At 60.6% G+C, this 20244-nt stretch carries 20 protein-coding genes; 12 read left to right on the forward strand and 8 right to left on the reverse strand.

Annotated elements, in window-relative coordinates; translation table 11 throughout:
- Positions 1-66: 66 nt before the first annotated feature.
- Complete coding sequence (locus ACR3EN_RS15580; protein ID WP_480819934.1) at positions 67-1020, forward strand: radical SAM protein; 954 nt, start codon at positions 67-69, stop codon at positions 1018-1020.
- A 1-nt stretch (position 1021) separates the two neighbouring features.
- Here the strand turns inward: ACR3EN_RS15580 and ACR3EN_RS15585 are convergent, their stop codons facing one another.
- A complete protein-coding gene (locus ACR3EN_RS15585) occupies positions 1022-1291 on the reverse strand; it encodes an usg protein (protein WP_480819932.1) in 270 nt (89 codons plus the stop codon).
- Between the two features lie 193 nt (positions 1292-1484).
- Between ACR3EN_RS15585 and gyrA the strand changes: the two genes are divergently transcribed.
- Both gyrA and trhA read left to right on the forward strand, forming a co-directional pair.
- Positions 1485-4208, forward strand: coding sequence for a DNA gyrase subunit A (gene gyrA / locus ACR3EN_RS15590; protein ID WP_480819930.1), 2724 nt, complete (start codon positions 1485-1487; stop codon positions 4206-4208).
- A 126-nt stretch (positions 4209-4334) separates the two neighbouring features.
- Positions 4335-4997: a PAQR family membrane homeostasis protein TrhA gene (trhA, locus tag ACR3EN_RS15595; RefSeq protein WP_480819928.1), complete on the forward strand. Its 663-nt coding sequence runs from the start codon at positions 4335-4337 to the stop codon at positions 4995-4997.
- A 6-nt stretch (positions 4998-5003) separates the two neighbouring features.
- Here the strand turns inward: trhA and ACR3EN_RS15600 are convergent, their stop codons facing one another.
- From ACR3EN_RS15600 to ACR3EN_RS15615, 4 genes are all read right to left on the reverse strand, one after another.
- Complete coding sequence (locus ACR3EN_RS15600; protein WP_480819925.1) at positions 5004-6266, reverse strand: DsbA family protein; 1263 nt, start codon at positions 6264-6266, stop codon at positions 5004-5006.
- An 87-nt stretch (positions 6267-6353) separates the two neighbouring features.
- The gene (locus ACR3EN_RS15605; protein WP_480819923.1) at positions 6354-7823 is read right to left on the reverse strand and encodes a carboxypeptidase M32; all 1470 of its coding nucleotides are present in this window, start codon (positions 7821-7823) and stop codon (positions 6354-6356) included.
- A 4-nt stretch (positions 7824-7827) separates the two neighbouring features.
- Positions 7828-8973, reverse strand: coding sequence for a heme A synthase (gene ctaA / locus ACR3EN_RS15610; RefSeq protein ID WP_480819921.1), 1146 nt, complete (start codon positions 8971-8973; stop codon positions 7828-7830).
- Positions 8974-9034: 61 nt separating this feature from the next.
- Entirely contained in the window at positions 9035-9778 is a 744-nt protein-coding gene (locus tag ACR3EN_RS15615; protein WP_480819919.1) for an RNA methyltransferase, read from the reverse strand.
- Between the two features lie 163 nt (positions 9779-9941).
- On the opposite strand from ACR3EN_RS15615, the gene ACR3EN_RS15620 reads away from it, so the two are divergent.
- The 4 genes from ACR3EN_RS15620 (at position 9942) to ACR3EN_RS15635 (ending at position 13163) form a co-directional block, all read left to right on the forward strand.
- Positions 9942-10562: a thiamine phosphate synthase gene (locus ACR3EN_RS15620; RefSeq protein ID WP_480819917.1), complete on the forward strand. Its 621-nt coding sequence runs from the start codon at positions 9942-9944 to the stop codon at positions 10560-10562.
- A gap of 54 nt (positions 10563-10616) precedes the next feature.
- A complete protein-coding gene (locus ACR3EN_RS15625) occupies positions 10617-11510 on the forward strand; it encodes a PfkB family carbohydrate kinase (protein WP_480843400.1) in 894 nt (297 codons plus the stop codon).
- Complete coding sequence (locus ACR3EN_RS15630; protein WP_480819913.1) at positions 11507-12421, forward strand: pseudouridine-5'-phosphate glycosidase; 915 nt, start codon at positions 11507-11509, stop codon at positions 12419-12421. Before ACR3EN_RS15625 ends, ACR3EN_RS15630 begins: the two co-directional genes overlap by 4 nt.
- A gap of 64 nt (positions 12422-12485) precedes the next feature.
- Entirely contained in the window at positions 12486-13163 is a 678-nt protein-coding gene (locus tag ACR3EN_RS15635; protein ID WP_480819911.1) for a DUF502 domain-containing protein, read from the forward strand.
- Here ACR3EN_RS15635 and ACR3EN_RS15640 read toward each other — a convergent pair whose 3' ends face one another.
- Entirely contained in the window at positions 13164-14189 is a 1026-nt protein-coding gene (locus tag ACR3EN_RS15640) for a patatin-like phospholipase family protein (RefSeq protein WP_480819909.1), read from the reverse strand.
- Between the two features lie 64 nt (positions 14190-14253).
- On the reverse strand, positions 14254-15027 hold the full coding sequence (locus ACR3EN_RS15645) for a 3-hydroxybutyrate dehydrogenase (RefSeq protein WP_480819907.1): 774 nt from the start codon (positions 15025-15027) through the stop codon (positions 14254-14256).
- 294 nt (positions 15028-15321) lie between these two features.
- Here ACR3EN_RS15645 and ACR3EN_RS15650 point away from each other — a divergent pair, with 294 nt between their 5' ends.
- The 5 genes from ACR3EN_RS15650 (at position 15322) to ACR3EN_RS15670 (ending at position 19580) form a co-directional block, all read left to right on the forward strand.
- Entirely contained in the window at positions 15322-17136 is a 1815-nt protein-coding gene (locus ACR3EN_RS15650; RefSeq protein WP_480870132.1) for an extracellular solute-binding protein, read from the forward strand.
- A gap of 32 nt (positions 17137-17168) precedes the next feature.
- Positions 17169-17993, forward strand: a complete 825-nt coding sequence (locus ACR3EN_RS15655) for an arsenate reductase/protein-tyrosine-phosphatase family protein (protein WP_480870135.1) — start codon at positions 17169-17171, stop codon at positions 17991-17993.
- Between the two features lie 27 nt (positions 17994-18020).
- Positions 18021-18497: an arsenate reductase ArsC gene (locus tag ACR3EN_RS15660; RefSeq protein WP_480870138.1), complete on the forward strand. Its 477-nt coding sequence runs from the start codon at positions 18021-18023 to the stop codon at positions 18495-18497.
- Positions 18494-19153 carry an aquaporin gene (locus ACR3EN_RS15665; RefSeq protein ID WP_480819899.1) on the forward strand — a complete coding sequence of 220 codons (660 nt, stop codon included), beginning with the start codon at positions 18494-18496 and terminating at the stop codon, positions 19151-19153. Before ACR3EN_RS15660 ends, ACR3EN_RS15665 begins: the two co-directional genes overlap by 4 nt.
- Before the next feature lie 190 nt (positions 19154-19343).
- On the forward strand, positions 19344-19580 hold the full coding sequence (locus ACR3EN_RS15670) for a hypothetical protein (protein WP_480819897.1): 237 nt from the start codon (positions 19344-19346) through the stop codon (positions 19578-19580).
- Here ACR3EN_RS15670 and ACR3EN_RS15675 read toward each other — a convergent pair.
- Complete coding sequence (locus ACR3EN_RS15675; RefSeq protein WP_480819895.1) at positions 19569-20192, reverse strand: helix-turn-helix domain-containing protein; 624 nt, start codon at positions 20190-20192, stop codon at positions 19569-19571. The two genes, ACR3EN_RS15670 and ACR3EN_RS15675, sit on opposite strands and share 12 nt — an antisense overlap.
- Positions 20193-20244 lie beyond the last annotated feature (52 nt).

Genomic DNA, 20244 nt, shown 5'->3' on the forward strand with positions numbered 1-20244 from the left:
GCACTTAACTCTTGCCCTGCAAACCGTTAAGTCAGGTCAGAAATCGCAGACAAACCGGATACCGGCATGAAAGACAACGCCCCTCAGGTCGCCAATATCGGCAAGTTTCAGGACAGTTTGGTGACAGCCGATGGTCAGACCCGGGCGTCGGTCTCGCTGACCAACCCTGAGACGTTGTGGTTCAACACCGGCACTCTGTGCAACATCGAATGCGTGAATTGCTATATCGCGAGCAGTCCGACCAATGACGCGTTGGTCTACATCACGGCGGACGAGGTGCGCGACTTTCTGGATCAGATCGACCAACGCAACTGGCCCATCCGCGAGATCGGCTTTACGGGTGGCGAGCCGTTCATGAACCCAGAGATGATCGACATGACACGCGCCGCGCTGGAACGTGGCTATGAGGTGTTGATCCTGACCAACGCCATGCAACCCATGATGCGCCGCAAAATGCGCGAGGGATTGCTGGATTTGCAACGCCTTCACGGTGACAAACTGACCCTGCGGATTTCCGTCGACCATTATCGTCCGGAATTGCATGACGAGGAACGTGGTGAGGGCAGCTTTGCCAAGACGGTGACGGGCATGGAATGGCTGCGCGACAACGGCTTTCGGATGGCGATCGCCGGTCGCACGGTCTGGGGCGACACGGATGCCGAAAGCCGTGCGGGTTATGCTGCGTTCTTTGCGGCGCATGGCTTCGACATCGACGCGCAAAACCCCGGTCAGACCGTGTTGTTTCCCGAAATGGACGAGACCGTAGAAGTGCCCGAAATCACCACCGCCTGCTGGGGTATTCTGGACAAATCGCCTGACGCGGTGATGTGCGCCAGTTCCCGAATGGTGGTGAAGCGCAAAGGCGCCAAGCGCCCCGCGGTATTGGCCTGTACATTGCTGCCCTACGCACCCGAGTTTGAAATGGGCGCGACGCTGGAAGAGGCCGAGGCAGACGTGCACCTGAATCACCCTCATTGCGCCAAATTCTGCGTGCTGGGTGGTGCTAGCTGTTCGGCCTAGGTTAGTTCACCCGGAACTCTCCCACCATGTTGCGCCATTCCCCCGGCGCGATCATCTTGCGGTGGGTGAACTTGACCGAATGCAGCGGGCCTTCAATCTCGCGCTGCCAGAAGTCGATGAATTCGAACAGTTTCGGATGATCCGGTGCCAGATCGTAATCCTGCCAGATAAACGTGTTCAGGACATGAATATAGTCGGGCATGTGATAGAAGAATTCCGCCGTCGTCAGCCCATACCCTTTCAGCATCAATTCGGTTTCACTTTGCGCCATGCAGACCTCCGGATTTGTGGCAAGGTCTCTTCAGAGTAGCATGGAAACTTGCTAATTCTTGGATAACAATATGTTACCCCCGTGTTACCGTGGTATTTTCTGCAAAATGATCAGCTTGCTTGCACCTTATATGCCGGGTCTGATAAGGTGCATCCACAAGATATAGACCCAAGCCAAAGATCGGGCAGTTTACGTGAGCGATACGCCAGAAACCCCAGAAAACATGGATGAAACCCCGCCTGAGCGCCCTGTTTATGACGGCCCGACGGTCTCGATCGAATCCGAGATGCGCACGTCCTATCTGGACTATGCGATGTCGGTCATCGTCAGCCGTGCGATCCCCGATCTGCGCGACGGGCTGAAACCGGTGCACCGCCGGATTCTCTACGCCATGCACGAAACCGGCAACACCCATGACAAGGCCTACCGCAAGTCGGCCCGTCCGGTTGGTGATGTGATGGGTAAATACCACCCGCACGGCGACAGCGCGATTTACGATGCGCTGGTGCGGATGGCGCAGGATTTCTCGATGTCGCTGCCGCTGCTGGACGGTCAGGGCAACTTTGGCTCGATGGACGGCGATAACCCGGCGGCTATGCGGTATACTGAAGTGCGGATGGACAAGCCCGCCGCCGCCCTGCTCGCCGATATCGAAAAAGAAACGGTCGATTTTCAGGATAACTATGACGGCAAGGATCGGGAACCCACTGTCCTGCCCGCGCGTTTCCCGAATATGTTGGTCAATGGCGCTGGCGGTATTGCCGTCGGTATGGCCACGAACATTCCCCCGCACAATCTGGGCGAAGTGGTCGACGCCACTCTGGCCCTGATCGACGATCCGGACCTGACCTCCGAGCAGCTGATCGAATACGTCCCCGGCCCCGACTTCCCGACCGGAGGCGTCATGCTGGGCCGGTCCGGTGCGCGCAAAGCCTACTTGGAAGGTCGTGGCAGCGTCATCATCCGCGCCAAGACCCGCGTGGAAGAAATCCGCCGTGACCGCTATGCCATTATCGTCGATGAGATCCCTTACCAGGTTAACAAGGCCTCGATGATCGAAAAGATCGCCGAAGCGGTGCGTGAAAAGCGCATCGAAGGCGTGAGCCATGTTCAGGACGAATCCGACCGCAACGGCGTGCGCGTGGTGGTCGAGCTGAAACGCGATGCAACGCCCGAGGTGGTGCTAAACCAGCTTTATCGGTTCTCGCCGATGCAAACCTCGTTCGGCTGTAACATGCTGGCCCTGAACGGTGGCCGGCCCGAGCAACTGACCTTGCGCCGCTTCCTGACCTCGTTCATCGATTTCCGCGAAGACGTGGTCGCCCGCCGCACCGCCTATGACCTGCGCAAAGCGCGCGAGCGTAGCCACATCCTGTGTGGTCTGGCCGTGGCCGTCTCGAACGTGGACGAAGTGGTCGCAACGATCCGGTCATCCGCCGACGCCGCCGAAGCGCGCGAAAAGCTGATGACCCGCCGTTGGCCTGCGGCCGAGATCGAAGGCTATCTGCGCCTGATCGACGATCCTCTGTCCAAGATGAACGACGATGGCACCTATAACCTGACCGAGGTTCAGGCCCGTGCGATCCTCGAATTGCGCCTACAGCGCCTGACCCAATTGGGCGTCAAAGAGGTCACGGACGAGCTGGAGCAACTGGCTGCCAAGATCAAGGAATACCTCGACATTCTGTCCTCGCGCGAACGGATCATGTCGATCATTGGCGATGAGTTGCGCGAAGTGCGCGAGCAATTCGCCGTGCCCCGTCGCACCGAGATCGTCGACTGGTCGGGCGACATGGAAGACGAGGACCTGATCGAGCGGGAAGACATGGTCGTGACCGTCACCTCGGGCGGTTACATCAAGCGTACTCCGCTGGCCGATTTCCGCGCGCAGAAACGTGGCGGCAAGGGCTTGTCAGGCATGCAGACCAAGGAAGAGGATGTTGTCACCAACCTCTTCGTCGCCAACACCCACACGCAGTTGCTGTTCTTCACCACCGAAGGCATGGTCTACAAGCTCAAGACCTGGCGCTTGCCGCAGTCCAGCCGCACCGGAAAAGGCAAGGCGATCGTCAACATCCTGCCGATCCCGACCGGGGTGTCCATCGCGGCGATCATGCCTGTCGATGTGCCGGATGAAGAGTGGGAGAACTTGCAGATCGTGTTTGCCACCAGCGCCGGCGACGTGCGCCGTAACCGTCTGTCGGACTTCACGAATGTCCGTCGCAACGGCAAGATCGCCATGAAACTGCCCGAGGGCATCGAACTGGTGAACGCCCGCATCTGCTCGGAAGACGAAGATGTGATGCTGGTGACCAATTCGGGTCGCGCGATCCGCTTCCGTACCACCGATGTGCGGGTGTTCAACTCGCGCGAGTCCACCGGTGTGCGCGGCATCAAGCTGACCAACGAAGACCGCGTTGTCTCGATGTCTGTGATCCGCCACTTCGAGGCCGACCCGGATGAGCGCGCCGCCTATCTCAAGATGCGCCGTGCCGTTGCCGGGATCGCCGACGATGGCGAGACAGACGAGGACGAAGCCACGCCGGGCACCATCACGCAGGAACGATATGCCGAGATGTCGGCTGCCGAAAACCTGATCCTGACCATCACATCAGGTGGCGCGGGCAAGCTGAGTTCCAGCCATGACTACCCGGTTCGCGGGCGCGGCGGCATGGGCGTCGCTGCGATGGATAAGGCGATGCGCGGCGGCGAGCTTGTAGCCTCGTTTCCGGTCGAGATCGACGACCAGATCATGCTGGCGACGTCGAAAGGTCAGTCGATCCGCGTTCCGGTCGAGGGCATCTCATTCCGGTCCCGCAGCGCGGGCGGCGTACGGGTCTTCAACACCGGCAAGGGCGAAGAGGTTGTGAGTGTCGCCTGGATCGCCGATCAGGGTGATGAAGAAGCCGAGGAATAACAAAGCACTACAGAAGTGTAACAAAGCGCCCGTTTTGCGGGCGTTTTTGCTGTTTCAGGTCACGTTCCCGCCAAGGCGCCAGATGGCGGGGTTGCCCGGCAACCTGCAACTGCATAGCTTTTTGGGATGTGGTCTTTTGCCCATATCCGCCCGGCCTACAGCCGTGCTGAACGCATAAGCGACGGCGTGATACATGTGCTCGGCGTGTCCTCGGCGCTGATCGCGGTGCCGATGCTGATCATCATGACGGTCTTCTACCGATCCGATCCTGCGGCTGTCCTGGGTGCATCGGTCTATGGCGTGACACTGGTGCTGATGCTGACGTTCTCGGCACTTTACAATATGATCGAACATGATGAATGGGGCGAGTTTCTGCGCCGTCTCGATCATTCGGGCATCTACGTCAAGATCGCTGGGACCTATACACCTTTCGTGCTGCTTTCAGCCTCGCAACCTCCGGGCCTGCTTCTGGGGCTGTGGTCGTCGGCGACGCTGGGTTCGGTTCTGAAGATGATCGATCCGAACCGCTTTCGCTGGTTCGGGCTTGCGCTATACCTGCTTATGGGATGGGCCGCCGTCTGGGCCGGTCAGGCCATGCTGGCCGAGCTGTCCCCCATGACGCTAACCCTGATGATCGCCGGAGGGCTGATCTACACAGCAGGCGTTGTATTCTATCTGCTGGATTGGCTGCCTTACCACAACACGATCTGGCATGTGTTTGTTCTGGCCGGCAGTGTGTTGTTCTTCGCCGCAGTCGCGACACGGATAGAGCTGGTGCAAGTGGTATAACGCGACCTACCCCGCGTCGCTGTGACGACGCAGCAGATCATCAACCAGCCACAACCGGTCCTGTCCCCAGATACTGTGCCCCGCGACACGAAAGCTGGGCACCCCCCACAGACCAATTCCCTGCAGCCTTGTCTGGTTGCTTGCGACACGGTCGCGCCAGCCCTGCCCGACCAGCTGGTGTTGCGCGACGTCCCAGTCCAGGCCTGCCTGCTCCGCAATCCGGGCCAAACCTTGATCAGTTGCGGCGTCCACCCCCTCGGACCAGACGCAGCGCAAGAACGCCGAACAGAAGTCCGCCATCCGACCCTGATCCTCGGCGTAGTCGAACAGCGCATAACCGCGTTCGACCCCGGCCCCCAGCGGGTCGCAAATCCGACCAAAAGGAAGACCCAACCGCCGAGCCTCGCGCACGCAATCATGCAGAATATAGCCCGATTTGACCTTCGGAACCGGCAAACCGCGCATCAGCATCGGTAGCACTGGGCGCAGGATCAGACGGGCGTCATGGTGGGCTGCCAGCCTACGGACACGATCAAAAGCCAGGTAAGAATAAGGGCTTCGGAACGAGAAAAAGACCTCAAGTTCTATCTGCGCTGCGTTAGTGTCACCTGTCGAAAGCTCTGGTGGCACCACAATGGGTCCCATTCGCGCCCCGAGCCCGGCTTGCTGCAGGCGATCCTCAAGGTAATGAAGACGATCAACGCCCCAATACCATTCTCCGCCATAATAGAATGTTCCGCCCAGATAATGCCCAAGACGAGCCAGTGCCTGATCTCCGGCTTGCAACGCCGATGTTGCGTTCTTGGCTGGCCCCTCGGGCAACACATTGCCGGACCAAAGGGCCGAACTGATCTCATGCAGATGGTGGGCAAAATCGGGGGCGTCGAGACAAGCGGCCAGAAGGCGCTCGGCTTGGGTCCGGGATGCTTGGTCCGGGGTCTGAGGTTCTTCCAACCCCAGTCTGCGGGCCAACCGACCTGCATCAATCAGAGAATTCTGACGATGCGCATCGGCTTCGGGCACAGCAACCGGCGGTGGCCCCGAGATCAGGTGGGGCGTCAGAACGATGTCATACCGTGTCTGAAACTGTTCCAGAACCTGTGCGGTCAAGTGACAATAGGGATCGCCGACATCGTGAAAATAGTGCACCACATGCGCCGCGCGCCGCAGCCTGCGCCGTACCTCGTGCGTTTGCCTGCGCGCGTTTTGCACGGCCTGACTGGTCAGCGCAGCAGCAAGCCGGGATTTCACGTGGCGATCAAAGGACAAGCTTCCCTCCGCGCGGGTTGATAGACCCTACTTTACGCAGGCCCCAATCAGATAACACGCGCTCACACAGTAAGTTGAGACCACCACCTATAGGTCGTAAAGCGCCCCGAATTTCTGTTCCAGATACGCCAGCAGAGGCTCGGGGCCCGGCTCAACACCGCTGGCCTGTCGGATCACTGCGCGTGGTGCGTAAAGACCGCCATGCTGTTGCACGGTCTCGCGCAGCCAAGTGGTGGCACCGGATGTGTTCCCTTGCGCCAATTGCCCCTCAAGCCCCGGTACAGCCGATTGCAACGCCTGATAGAGACATCCAGCATAAACATTGCCCAGCGAATAGGTCGGGAAGTAGCCAAACAGACCCACCGACCAGTGCACGTCCTGCAGGCATCCATTAGAAGGCTTGTCGACCGCATAGCCGAAATCGGCCTTGAACCGGTCATTCCACGCCGCTTCGAGATCGCCGACCTGCAGGTCCCCTGCCATCAGCGCGCGTTCCAGATCAAAGCGTAGCATGATATGCAGGTTGTATTGCACCTCATCCGCCTCGGTACGGATATAGCCGTTATGGACGCGGTTGACGGTGGCATAGAATGCCTCTGCATCAGCGATGCCGAAGTCGCCGAACGCCTGTTTCATCTGCTCGAAAAGCCAACCCGTGAATGCACGCGAACGGCCCAACTGGTTCTCGTAGATTCGGCTTTGGCTTTCATGCACACCCATCGACACGCCGCGGCCCAATGGGGTCAGCAGGTAATCCCGGTTGATGCCTTGCTCATAAGCGGCGTGGCCGACCTCGTGAATGGTGGAATAGAAACAGTTGAACGGGTCGGTCTCGCTGGTGCGCGTGGTGATGCGGACATCCAGACCGCTGCCCGAGCTGAACGGATGCACGGCCTTGTCCACACGGCCGTTGTTGAGGTCATAGCCAAAGGCCACCGCCAGTTTCTGCGACAGGCGCATCTGGGTGAGCTCATCGAAACTGCCATGTAAGGCGGCGGGTTCTGGACGGTCCAGAACAGCCGCACGCAACGCAACCAAACGCGGGCGCATTTCATCGAAGATCGCGGCAATCTGCGCGCCGGTCGTGTAAGGCTCATAGTCCTCGACCATCGCATCGTAGATGTCGCCGCCCTGCGCCAGAGCCTCGCCTTCCTGTCGTTTCAGCGAGACGACCTCTTCCAGCACAGGCAGGAAGGCCGAGACATCCTCGTCCGCGCGCGCCTGCGCCCATGTGCCTTGGGCGGCCGAGGTCACCCGGGCAATCGCCGTCGCAAGGTCAGCGGGCACCTTGACGGCCCGGTCATAGGCGCGGCGAATTTCCCGCAGTTGCGCCTTGCCGACCTCATCCTGAGGTGCAGCCTGATCCAGCCATTCGGCCACCCGAGGATCGGATCGGCGTGCGTGCAGAACGGCCTCGATTGCCGCCATTTCCTCGGCCCGCTGCGCGGCAGCCCCGCGCGGCATCACCGTTTCCTGATCCCAGCCCAGCCGCCCGGCGATCTGGCCTAAAGCCGAAGTTTCGCGCTGAAAGGCCATCAGGTCGTTGAATGCAGTCATAAGATCAGACTCCGCGCACAGAGGTTGCGATGGGATAAGCGGTCAGGAAGCGGGCGCGCAGGATGAGTGTCCAGACGACCACAGCCATGAACTGGTGGAAAATGGCGATCTGCCAGGGGGCCGCGTAGACGACCGTCACAATGCCGACCACCACCTGCAGCGATAGCGCCGCAAACGCTGCGTTGAACGCGAACCGCGTCTGCGGATGCGCGCTGGTGCTGCCGCGCCGCCAGACGATGACGGCGAAAATCAGCAGCAGATAGCCTGCGCAGCGGTGAATGAACTGCACCAGACCCGGGCTTTCGAAGAAGTTGCGCCATATCGGTTCCAGCATGGTCGCATCCGGTGGCAGAAGCTGACCGCCGATCAGCGGCCAATCGGTGTATGAACGCCCGGCGTCGATCCCAGCGACCAGCGCACCAATGAGTATTTGTAAAAAGGTGAAATGCAGCAGACCGGTCGAGAGCGAGAACAGCTTCGCCTCTTTCGCTCGGCGGGCCTGCATCAGGTCGCGTTCCTCGCGGCCCAGTTCAAAGATGTACCAAGCAAGGAACCCAAGGATCACGAAGGCCAAGCCGAGATGGGTTGCAAGACGATAGCTGGCCACGGCCGTCATCCCCTCGCCCTGCGTCACACCCGAGGCGACCATCCACCAGCCGACCGCGCCCTGAACGCCGCCCAAGGCGCCGGGGATCAGCAGTTTGCCGGTCCAACCCGTCGGGATTTTGCGCGCCGCGAGAAAGCCGAAGAACCCAACCGCCCAGACAAGGCCGATCACGCGGCCCAGTTGACGGTGGCCCCATTCCCACCAATAGATAAATTTGAAATCATCCAGTTCCATCCACTGGTTCTGGATGCGCCACTGATCGATCTGTTTGTACTTGTCGAACTCGGCCTGCCAAGCGGCTTCGGTCATCGGCGGGACCGCCCCGGTGATCGGACGCCATTCAGTGATCGACAGCCCGCTATCGGTCAAACGGGTCAGGCCACCCACCGCGATCATCACGACCACAAGCGCAAACAGGATCATCAGCCAGATGCGGATCGCAGCGCGCGCTCCGCCCCGGCCCCGGTCGATCATGCCGGGTTGGGCGGCCTGTTGTTTTTCGCTGTCCGAGACCTCTTCGAAGATGCTGCGCTTGCCGCTCATGCTGTCCTCATGCCTTTGAATTTCGTCGCAAGCTAGGGCCAAGGGGGGCGAAGGTCCAGCCTCAGCCCTTATCCTTCCAGCGGACCATCTGCCGCATGATCCCGTGCAGCATCTGCACATCAGCGCGCGTCATCCGCATCCGCGACCAAAGATTGCGCAGGTTCACCTTCATGCCTTCGGCCTTTTCAGGCGGATAGAAGAACCCCGCCTCCTCCAACCGATCCTCATAATGTTCGACCAGTTTTTCGACCTCGATCCCCGTGGCCCAGTCGCCCTTGCCCAGATCGGTGGCCTCATGCACCACATCACCGGTCTGGCGCATCCACTCATAGGCGGTCAGAAGCACGCATTGCCCCAGATTCAGCGAGGCATATTCGGGGTTCACCGGCACCGAGATGATCGCATTGGCCTTGGCAATATCCTCATTCTCAAGCCCCGCGCGTTCGGGGCCGAACAGCACGGCCACCTTCTCGCCCGCAGCGACTATTTCCGCTGCAATCTTCATGGCGCGCTCGGGGCTATAGACTGGCTTGGTCAAACCCCGCTGCCGAGCGGTGGTAGCAAAGACAAAAGTGCTGTCAGCCAAGGAACCCGCGAGATCATCGAACAACTGAGCCTCATCCAGCAGCCGCCCCGCACCGCTGGACATCGCCACGGCCTTGGGGTTTGGCCAGCCGTCCCGCGGGGCAACGATCCGCATCCGGTCCAGCCCGAAATTCCACATCGCGCGCGCGGCAGCGCCTATATTCTCACCCATTTGCGGGCGCACGAGCACGAAAGAAGGCTGAGATGTCTGACTGGGCATGGCACACTCCGAAAAACTGCGCCCGCTCTAATCCGCCTGCGGGGTCAGAGCAACCCGAACCCCTTCTTCTGATCTCAAATACCTCTGCCAGAGGCAATAAAGTTTGCTTCCCCCGCCCAATCCGCTAAACCGCGCCCAAGACGGAACACCCAAAGGACGCGCCATGGACACCCAAGAGCAGCCGCAGATTTACCTGATCACGCCCCCGACCATTGCGCTCAGCACCTTCCCAGATGACCTGGCCCGCGTTCTGGATGGGGCCGAGATCGCCTGTATCCGACTGGCGCTGGCGGGCAGTGACGAGGATACCATCTCGCGCGCCGCGGATGCCTGCCGCGAGGTGGCCCATGCGCGTGACGTGGCCATCGTGATCTCGAACCACGTTCTGCTGGCCCAGCGTCTGGGGCTGGACGGGGTACATCTGGACGACGCCGCGCGCTCGGTGCGCGCCGCGCGCAAGGAACTGGGTGCGGATGCGATTGTCGGCAGCTTTTGCGGTACGTCCAGCCATGACGGCATGACGGCGGGCGAGAACGGCGCGGATTACGTGGCCTTCGGACCGGTGGGCTCGGCAGCGCTGGGTGATGGCACGAAGGCCGAAAAGGACCTGTTCCAATGGTGGTCCGAGATGATCGAGGTTCCCGTCGTGGCCGAAGGCGGACTGACGCCCGACCTGATCCGAGACCTCGCCCCCTGCACCGATTTCTTCGGCATTGGCGAGGAAATCTGGTCACAGGATAACCCTCTGGACACGCTGAACTCTCTGATTGCCGCTATGGGCTGAGCGCAGGGGCGTTAACCCTTGCGCCCGCGCCGGGGCTGCGGCATGACACGTGGCATGAACAACAACAGCACCATCCTGTGTATCGGCTCGGTCCTTTGGGACGTGATCGGGCGGTCAGCCAGCGTGATGCGGCAGGGCTCGGACGTGCCGGGGCGTATTACGCGCCTGCCCGGCGGTGTCGCTATGAACATCGCCATGACGCTGGTGCGGTTTGGTATGACGCCAACGCTGCTGACCGCGATTGGCCGCGACCCAGAGGGCGATGAACTGGTCCAGTCCTGCGCGCGATTGGGGATGGTTACCGACCACATCTATCGCTCGCAAGACCTGCCGACCGACCGCTACATGGCCGTCGAAGGCGCCAACGGCCTGATCGCTGCCATTGCCGATGCCCATTCGCTTGAGGCGGCGGGGGCCAAAATCCTGCGTCCCCTCATGCACGGGCCGCTGGGGTACGAGAACACGCCGTTCGAAGGCCCCATCGCGCTGGACGGTAACCTGACGCTGACCCTGCTGGAAGAGATCGCGCAAAGCCCTGCTTTTGCCAAAGCCGATCTGCGTGTCGCCCCGGCCTCGCCCGGCAAGGCAGAGCGCCTGCTGCCCTTCCTCAAACACGCCCGCGCAACACTCTATGTGAACCTCGAAGAAGCAGGACTGTTGTGCCAGCGCGAGTTCACCGATTCCGAAAGCGCCGCCAAAGGCCTGCTGGACCGTGGCGCTCTGCGCGTTCTGGTCACCGATGGCGGCAACTCGGCCACCGTCGGGGACGCAGCACACCTCCTGACCCAAACACCCCCGTCCGTTCTGGTCACCCGCGTGACCGGCGCGGGGGACACTTTCATGGCCGCCCATATCGCCGCCGAGGCGAATGGGGCCGACAGCGACGCGGCGCTCGGCCGCGCGCTGCACGCCGCCGCCACTTACGTTTCCGGAGAAACCCCACTGTGATCACCATCCACTATTCCGCCGAGGTGCGCGGCGCCAAGGACGCAGGCCAACCCATCGTGGCGCTGGAAAGCACCATCATCACCCACGGCATGCCCTACCCCCAGAACATCGAGGTCGCGGCACAGGTCGAACAGGACATCCGCGATGCGGGCGCTGTTCCGGCCACGATCGCCGTCATTGACGGGGTTCTGAATGTCGGTTTGGAGGCGGATCAGCTGAAAGCACTGGGTCAGGCGCAGGGCGTGGCGAAACTTTCGCGCGCCGACATGGCCGCCTGCCTTGCCACTGGCGGCACAGGCGCTACCACCGTCGCCGCCACGATGATCGCCGCAAATTATGCAGGGATCGAGGTCTTCGCTACCGGCGGCATCGGGGGCGTACATCAAGGCGCCGAAACTTCGTTCGACATCTCCGCCGACCTGCATGAGCTTGCCCAGACCCCGGTAACCGTGGTCGCAGCCGGGGCCAAAGCCATCCTCGACCTCGCCAAAACGCTTGAGGTTCTGGAAACGCTGGGCGTGCCCGTCATCGCCCACGGGCAGGACGAGTTTCCAGCCTTCTGGTCGTCGAAGTCCCCCCTCGCCGCACCACTGCGAATGGATGACGCCGCCGATATCGCCAAAGCCCATGCCACCCGCCGTGCGCTTGGCCTGCCGGGCGGACAACTGGTCGCCAACCCGATTCCGCAGGCCGACCAGATTCCTGCCGAGGAACTGGCCCCCATCATCGCCTCTGCACAAGCCGATGCCGAGACGCATCGGATCACGGGTAAAGGCGTCACGCCCTATCTGCTGCAACGGATCTACGAACAGACCCAGGGCCGATCCCTCACCGCCAATATTGCGCTGGTGCGCAACAATGCGCGTCTGGCGGCAGTCATCGCACGCGCGTTGACGAATACGGCACCGTGACATCAAGCTATTGCACCACAGCACCGGACGGCCTACCTAAACCGCGAAACCACTCAGGATCACGATGAACACACCGTTTGACGAAGAACCTCACCGCGGACCGGGCCTGTTTTCCCGGCTACGCGCGTCCTTTCTGACGGGCATCGTGGTCATTGCGCCCGTCTGGCTAACGGTCTGGCTGATCTGGTCTGTCGTCGGCTGGATCGACAGCGCGGTCCTGCCGCTGATCCCGCAGCGGTTCCAACCATCCGAATATGTCGGAATCAACCTGCGCGGCGTGGGCGTGGTCATCTTTCTGCTGTTCACGGTCATCGTCGGCTGGATCGCCAAAGGCATCCTTGGCCGCTCGTTGATCCATTTCGCCGAAAGCCTCGTCGACCGTATGCCCGTTGTTCGCTCGGTCTATTCCGGCATCAAGCAAATCTCGGAAACGGTGTTTGCCCAGACCGAACGCTCGTTCGAAAAAGCCTGCCTGATCCAATATCCGCGCCGCGGCATCTGGGCGATCGGCTTCGTCTCGACCACCGCGCGGGGCGAGGTTCGAGAGCGCGCCGAAACAGGCGGCGAGTTGCTGAGCGTTTTTGTCCCCACGACCCCCAACCCGACCTCGGGCTTCCTGCTGTTCTTTCCGGCCGAGGATGTGATCCTGCTGGATATGTCCATCGAAGACGCAGCCAAACTGGTGATCTCGGCAGGGCTTGTTTATCCCAACGAAAAAGACCCGACCCAACCGCCAGAGTGATCAGCCGAACATCGCGGGCAGATCGACGGTGCTGCGCTGCCCCAGATCGCCCTTGTTGGCGTTCAGAAACTCATCAGCAGCAGCGCGCCCGGCCTGCTTCAGCCGATTCAGAACAACCGGATTAGGCACAATCTTGGTCGCAGCAGACAGGTCGTTCATCAACGCGTCATCGGCGATCATGTGAACCAGAACCCGGCTCATTTCCCCCGCTTTCAGCTTCCCCTCGGCCAGCAGACGCTGAACGAAATTGATTGCCCGCAGCTCGCGAAACAGCGACGAGTTGAAGCTGATCTCGTTGATCCGGTTCTGAATTTGCTGCGGCGTTTTCGGCACCTCATCGCGCTCCAGCGGGTTAATATTCACGATCACGACATCATCGGGCAGCCCCGCATTAAACAACGGATAAAGAGCCGGATTGCCAGTATATCCACCATCCCAATACGCTTCGGTCCGCCCCGACTTGGGGTCAAAAATCTCGACCGCCTGAAACAGGTTCGGCAAGCAGGCCGAGGCCAGAATCGCATCGGTCGAAATCTCTTCCCGCGTAAACACACGGATCTTGCCGCTGCGCACACAGGTGGCGCAAACAAACAGCTCCGGCCCCTCATCCGCGCAAATCTCATCAAAGTTGAACCGATCCACCACCGACTCCAGCGGATTGCGATAAAAGGGTCCGTATGCGTAGGGTGACACCAGGCGCGACCACGTCTCTGCCATGGAAAAGGGTACCGAATACTCCAACGCCTGCGCTACATGCGCAGGTTCGATGCCGCGCATCCAATGGGCAATCCGCATGTCACCGACGGCCCCCATCCGCTTCCACAAACCATCAAGCGACGCCCGCGCGCCCGCGCGCCCGGCCCGCACCATCCCTGACTTGAACGCCGCCCCGTTCAGTGCCCCGGCCGAGGTCCCCGTGATCGCCGCAACCTCGATATCTTCTTCATCCAGCAACCGATCCAGCACACCCCAGGTGAACGCTCCATGCGCCCCGCCGCCCTGTAACGCCAGATTGATCCGTTTCATGCTTCCGCCTCTTCATCTGGCCAAAAATATCCCGGGGGTATGGGGGCAGAGCCCCCATGATCTCTCACAACGCCGTCCAGCCCCCATCGACCGAAATGGTCGTCCCGGTAATCTGCGCCGCCGCGTCCGAGCACAAAAAGATCGTCGTGCCGCCCAATTGCTCGACCGTCGCAAACTCTTTCGATGGCTGACGCTCCAGCAGGACGTTCTTGACCACATCCTCACGGCTCATGTTGTATTCCTTCATGGTGTTGGGGATCTGCGCCTCAACCAGCGGGGTCAGCACATATCCCGGACAGATCGCATTGCAGGTAATCGGCTCCTGCGCGGTCTCCAGAGCAACGGTCTTGGTCATCCCGACCACCCCATGCTTCGCCGCGATATAGGCCGCCTTGAAGGGCGACGCAGTCAGACCATGGGCCGAGGCTATGTTCACCACGCGCCCCCAACCCGCCTTACGCATCATCGGCAGCGCCGCAGCCGTGGTGTGGAAGGCCGAGTTCATGTTGATCGCGATGATCGCATCCCATTTTTCAGTCGGAAACTGATCGATGGGCGACACATGCTGAATGCCAGCGTTGTTCACCAGAATATCACAGGCGCCCGCCTGTTCGATGAGCGCACGGCATTCATCGCCCTTGGACATATCCGCTTTGATGTAGCGCGCGTTTGTCCCGGTCTCTTGCCCGATCTCGGCGGCCAGCGCGTGATCCTCATCCCGGTCCGTGAACGAGTTCAGCACCACATCCGCCCCGGCTTTCGCCAGCTCGCGCGCGATGCCTAGTCCGATGCCTGAATTCGATCCCGTAATGATGGCCGTTTTGCCCGACAGACTCATGACCGCTCTCCCTCTGATATGCGTCTCGCGAACACAGTGCCATGCTGCACCTGCAAAGAAAACGGGGAATGCGCGCGGGCCTGTTACCCGGACAAAATGCGCATAAAAAAACGCCCGCACGAAGCGGGCGTTAAGTTATTGAGGCAGGTTTCATACAGGCAAGAAACCTATCGAGCAGTGCGTCCTTTATAAGCAATTCCGCGCCTTCGTCCAAGCTAAAAGTTTGATAATAAGAAAAATCATGGCTACGGTGAATCCCAAACAAAATAAGGCCAGAGCAGGATTGTTTCCAAAATGAGCCCCGATTATCTCCGTCCCCTTCGCTTTGTGATCACGGGAATCACCTGCGTTTTTGCCGCTTCATGGGCCTCGGCAGAATCGGCCCATGGCATAGCTATGTATGGGGACCCGGCCCTACCACCGGATTTTGTGTCGCTGCCCTATGCAAACGCGGATGCACCCAAAGGCGGCAAAGTCGTATTCGGAAACACCGGCGGCTATAACAGCCTGAACCCGTTTGTGCAAAAAGGCACCTCTCCCTGGCAGTTGCGATTTTGGACCCATGAAAGCCTGATGGGCCGGTCCTGGGACGAACCTTTCACTCTTTACGGGTTGTTAGCCGAATCAGTTGAGACTGCAGATGACCGGTCCTGGGTCGAATTTACCCTCCGTGAAAACGCAACTTTCTCGGATGGAACGCCCGTAACCGTCGATGACGTGATCTGGTCATATGAGACATTGGGCACCGAGGGGCACCTGCGCTATCGCGGGCTGTGGGGTAAGATCGACAGCATCGAACAGACCGGCCCGCGCAGCGTGCGCATCACCTTCAACGAACCTGACCGCGAACTGGCCTTGATCGCCGGGATGCGCCCGATCCTGCAGAAAGCCCAGTGGGAGGGGAAGGATTTCGCCAGCGCCCCCCTGCACGACATTCCGATCGGCAGCGGGCCGTATGTCGTCGATGACTATGAGGCCGGGCGCTATGTCACCCTGCGCCGCAACCCGGACTATTGGGGGGCGGATATCCCGTTTCGCAAGGGCACCATGAACCTCGATGAAATGCGGATCGAGTTTTACGGCGACGCGACCGTCTTGTTCGAGGCGTTCAAAGCCGGGGAACTGACCGCCGTGCGCGAGTTCAACGCCGACAAATGGGACACCCAGTATAACTTCCCCGCCGTTCAGCGGGGTGATGTGGTCAAGACCGAGATCCCGCACGGCAAGCCCTCGGGCATGACCGGCTACGTCATGAACACGCGCAAGGCCCCTTTCAATGACTGGCGCGTGCGCGAGGCGCTGACCCTTGCCTTCAATTTCGAATTCATCAACGACACCATCACTGGCGGCGCGCAGCCCCGGATCACCTCGTATTTCTCAGGCTCTGATCTGGCGATGCAGCCGGGGCCTGCCACGGGTCGGGTTGCGGAACTGCTGGAACCTTACGCGGCCGATCTGCCGCCGGGCACGCTGGAAGGTTACACCCCGCCCTCAGGGGACGGGTCGGCCCGCAACCGCGCCAATATCCGAAAGGCCACAAATCTTCTGGCCGAGGCCGGCTGGACCATTCAGGACGGCGTCCTGCGCAATGACAAGGGGGAGCCCTTCGCCATCACCGTCCTGTTGCAACAGGGCGATACCGACAACATGACGGCGATGGAAATCTACTCTCGCGCGCTAGAGCGTCTGGGGATCGCGGTGACAATCGAACAGGTCGACAGCGCGCAATATACCGGGCGCACGTCCGAGTTGGATTTCGACATGACCATCTTCCGCCGCGCCCTGTCGCTGTCTCCGGGCAATGAGCAGCGACTGTACTGGGGCAGCGAGGCTGCCGATACGCCGGGCACACGCAACCTGATGGGCGTCGCCTCGCCTGCGGTCGACGGTTTGATCGACGCGATGCTGGCCTCGGAAAGCCACGAGGATTTCGTCGCCGCCACCCGCTCGCTAGACCGGGTTTTGACCGCCGGGCGATATGTCATCCCGATCTGGAGCTTTGACATCGGACGCATCGCCCATGCCAAGGAACTAAAGCAGCCCGAAACCCTGCCGATCTATGGCGATGGACCGGAATATATGCCTCAGGTCTGGTGGTATCAGGATTGACGTGCGCCGCCTATTTCCATATTTCATGAAATATGGAAATAGCGATTCATGACAGACTGGGCGCATTGGCGCATCCCAAACGGCTGGACCTGTTTCGGCTGCTCATGCGCCGCTATCCGGATTCCGTCCCAGCGGGACAGATTGCCGAGGCGCTGGCACTGAAGCCAAATACAACCTCAACATATCTCAACGCGCTTAAGGCTGCGGGTCTGATCGAACAGACCCGCGCAGGCACGTCGCTGCAGTATACGGCCAACCTGCCCGCCGTCCGGGGGTTGTTCGATGGCCTGCTCGGAGAGTGCTGTCAGAACCGCCCCGATCTGTGCCTACAACCGTCCGAGGACCCTCTCATGGCCAATCCAGACCGCGTTATGAATGCCCTCTTCATCTGCACCGGCAACTCGGCCCGTTCGATCATGGCCGAGGCCATTCTGAACAACGCAGGCAACGGCATGATCCGCGCCTTCTCGGCGGGAACCGCGCCCTCGGATGGACCGAATCCGACCGTGTTGGAGTTGTTGCAGCAGAAAGGCTACGACATCTCTGATCTGCGCTCGAAATCCGTAGATGAGTTCGCCGCCGACGGCGCGCCCAAGATGGATTTCGTCTTCACCGTCTGCGACCACGCCGCAAATGAGGCCTGCCCCGCATGGCCCGGCCAGCCGATGAGCGCCCATTGGGGCCTGCCCGACCCGGTCAAGGCCGAGGGCACCGAGGCGCAGAAGCAACTGGCGTTTCAGCAAGCTTATGGCCTGCTGCGCAACCGCATCACCGCCTTCGCGAGTCTGCCGTTCGAGACGCTCGACCGTATCTCACTCCAACATCACGTCGACGACATTGGCCGCATGGCCGAGTGACCCGCGACCAACCCAAGGACAGCTTTCATGAACATACTGGTTCTGTGCACGGGCAATTCTGCCCGGTCGATTCTGCTGGAATCGATCTTCAACCATACCGGTGACGGACGGGTGCGCGCCTATTCCGCCGGATCGAACCCGACCGGCAAGGTGCACCCGCAATCCCTGACCCTGCTGGGCAGCGAAGGCCATGATGTCCGCGACGCTCGTTCGAAAAGCTGGGACGAATTCGCGGCAGATGACGCGCCACAGATGGACATGGTGATCACCGTCTGCGGATCAGCGGCCGAGGAAACCTGTCCCATCTGGCCCGGCGCGCCGGTCCGCGCCCATTGGGGCGTCGAAGATCCCGCAGCCGCAGCCGAACCCGAGTGGGACGCCGCCTTTCGCACCGCCTACGACATTCTGGGCCGCCGCGCCGAAGCGCTGCTGGCTCTGCCCATCGAGACCATGGACAGCGGCGCACTGACCGCTCAGCTCAGACGTATCGGAGACATCACATGACCGCACGCCAGTATTTCGCCGAGTTTCTCGGCACCGCGTTCCTGCTGATCGGCGTCGTCGGTTCAGGCATCATGGCGCAGACGTTGGCAGGCGATAACATCGCGCTGGCGCTGCTGGCCAATGCGATTGCGACGGGCTGTATGCTCTATGCGATCATCACTACGCTTGGCCCCGTTTCGGGCGCGCATTTCAACCCGGCGGTGACGCTGGCCTTTGCCCTGCGTGGGGAACACCCGTGGCGCGCCGTGGCACCGTACATGCTGGTGCAGATCACAGGCGGGATCGCAGGTGTTTGGGCCAGCCACTATATGTTCGACCTGCCGATTCTTCAGACCTCGGAAACCCTGCACCGCACCGGGTCGCACCAGTGGTTTTCAGAAATCATCGCCACACTGGGCCTGTTATTCGTGATTTTCGGCGGAATTCGGCACAAACCGGACACGGTACCAGCCCTTGTGGGTCTCTATATCACCGGCGCCTACTGGTACACGTCGTCCACAAGTTTTGCGAATCCGGCAGTTACCATCGCAAGAGGCTTTACGGATACGTTCGCCGGGATATACCCTGCTCATATCCCGATGTTTATCTTAATGCAGATAATAGCTGTATTTATCGGGCATCTTTTACTGAACTGGCTGTTCAAGCCAGAGGAATAACGGACCGGCCGCCACTCACTTAACTGCAGGTCCGTCTGCCCGTTGCGGTTTAGCCGCAGCGGGTTTTTTCGTGCCCGATGGGCCTCACAATGACCTGCGACATTTTGTCATGTCCGCAGCATCCGATCCACCTCCGTACGCTGGCTTGGGGGAGAGCAGTCCTGAAACACGAACAAAGGAAGGCTCGCAGATGCTAAACTGGGCTGATCTGACGCAAGATTGGGGCGCGTCTTATGCACGCGCGAAACGCAGGTTTCCGAACCTGCGCGACCGGGATATGGCGCGTGTTGGTGAAGATCGCAAACAGTTCGAGGCCTACCTGGCCGAGCGTCATCACCTTACGGTCAACGAAGCCCGCGAAGAGCTTGAGGATTTCCTGTTCACAGAAGCGCTGAACCGCGAAGCCACCCAAGCCCTAGGTAAGTGACGTCACCCACAGGATTGTTGCGTCCTCATCGCTGACTGAAATCACGTTGTGGCCCATGCTGCCGTCGTAATAGGCGCTGTCGCCCCGGCGCATCTCGACAGGTTCGTAGAATTCGGTGAACAAGCGCACAACGCCGGTCAGGACATAGAGGAATTCCTCGCCATCATGGCGAACCCAGCCGTCGAATTCCTCCATCGACCGCGCACGCACGCGGGCGCGATAGGGCAGCATCTGCTTTTTGGTCAGCGTTTCGGCCAAAAGTTCATGCTCATAGGTGGTAGTCGCATGCGCGGCCCCTTCACCCATCTTCGTCACGGCCATGCGACCGATCACCTGATCGCGCTGCGGCGGTGTGAACAGCTGCGGCACGGAAATCTCCAACCCCGTCGCCAGCTTTTTCAGCGCGTCATAGGTCGGCGACATCTGTCCGTTTTCAATCTTGCTGAGCGTTGAACGCGCCAGCCCCGCCTGCGTGGCCGCCTGCTCCAACGTCCAGCTGCGCGCTTTGCGCAATTCGCGCACGCGGGCACCCAAATCAACAGGCTCAAGTTCGGTGTTGCTGCCATTGTCACGGGCGATGCGGACGATGGATTTGTGGTCATTCGTGCTCATGGCTCTTTCTATAGGGCCAGCCCGCCCGGCTTGCAACGCGCCGCGCCCGGCG

The organism is Ruegeria sp. G7, assembly GCF_056535465.1.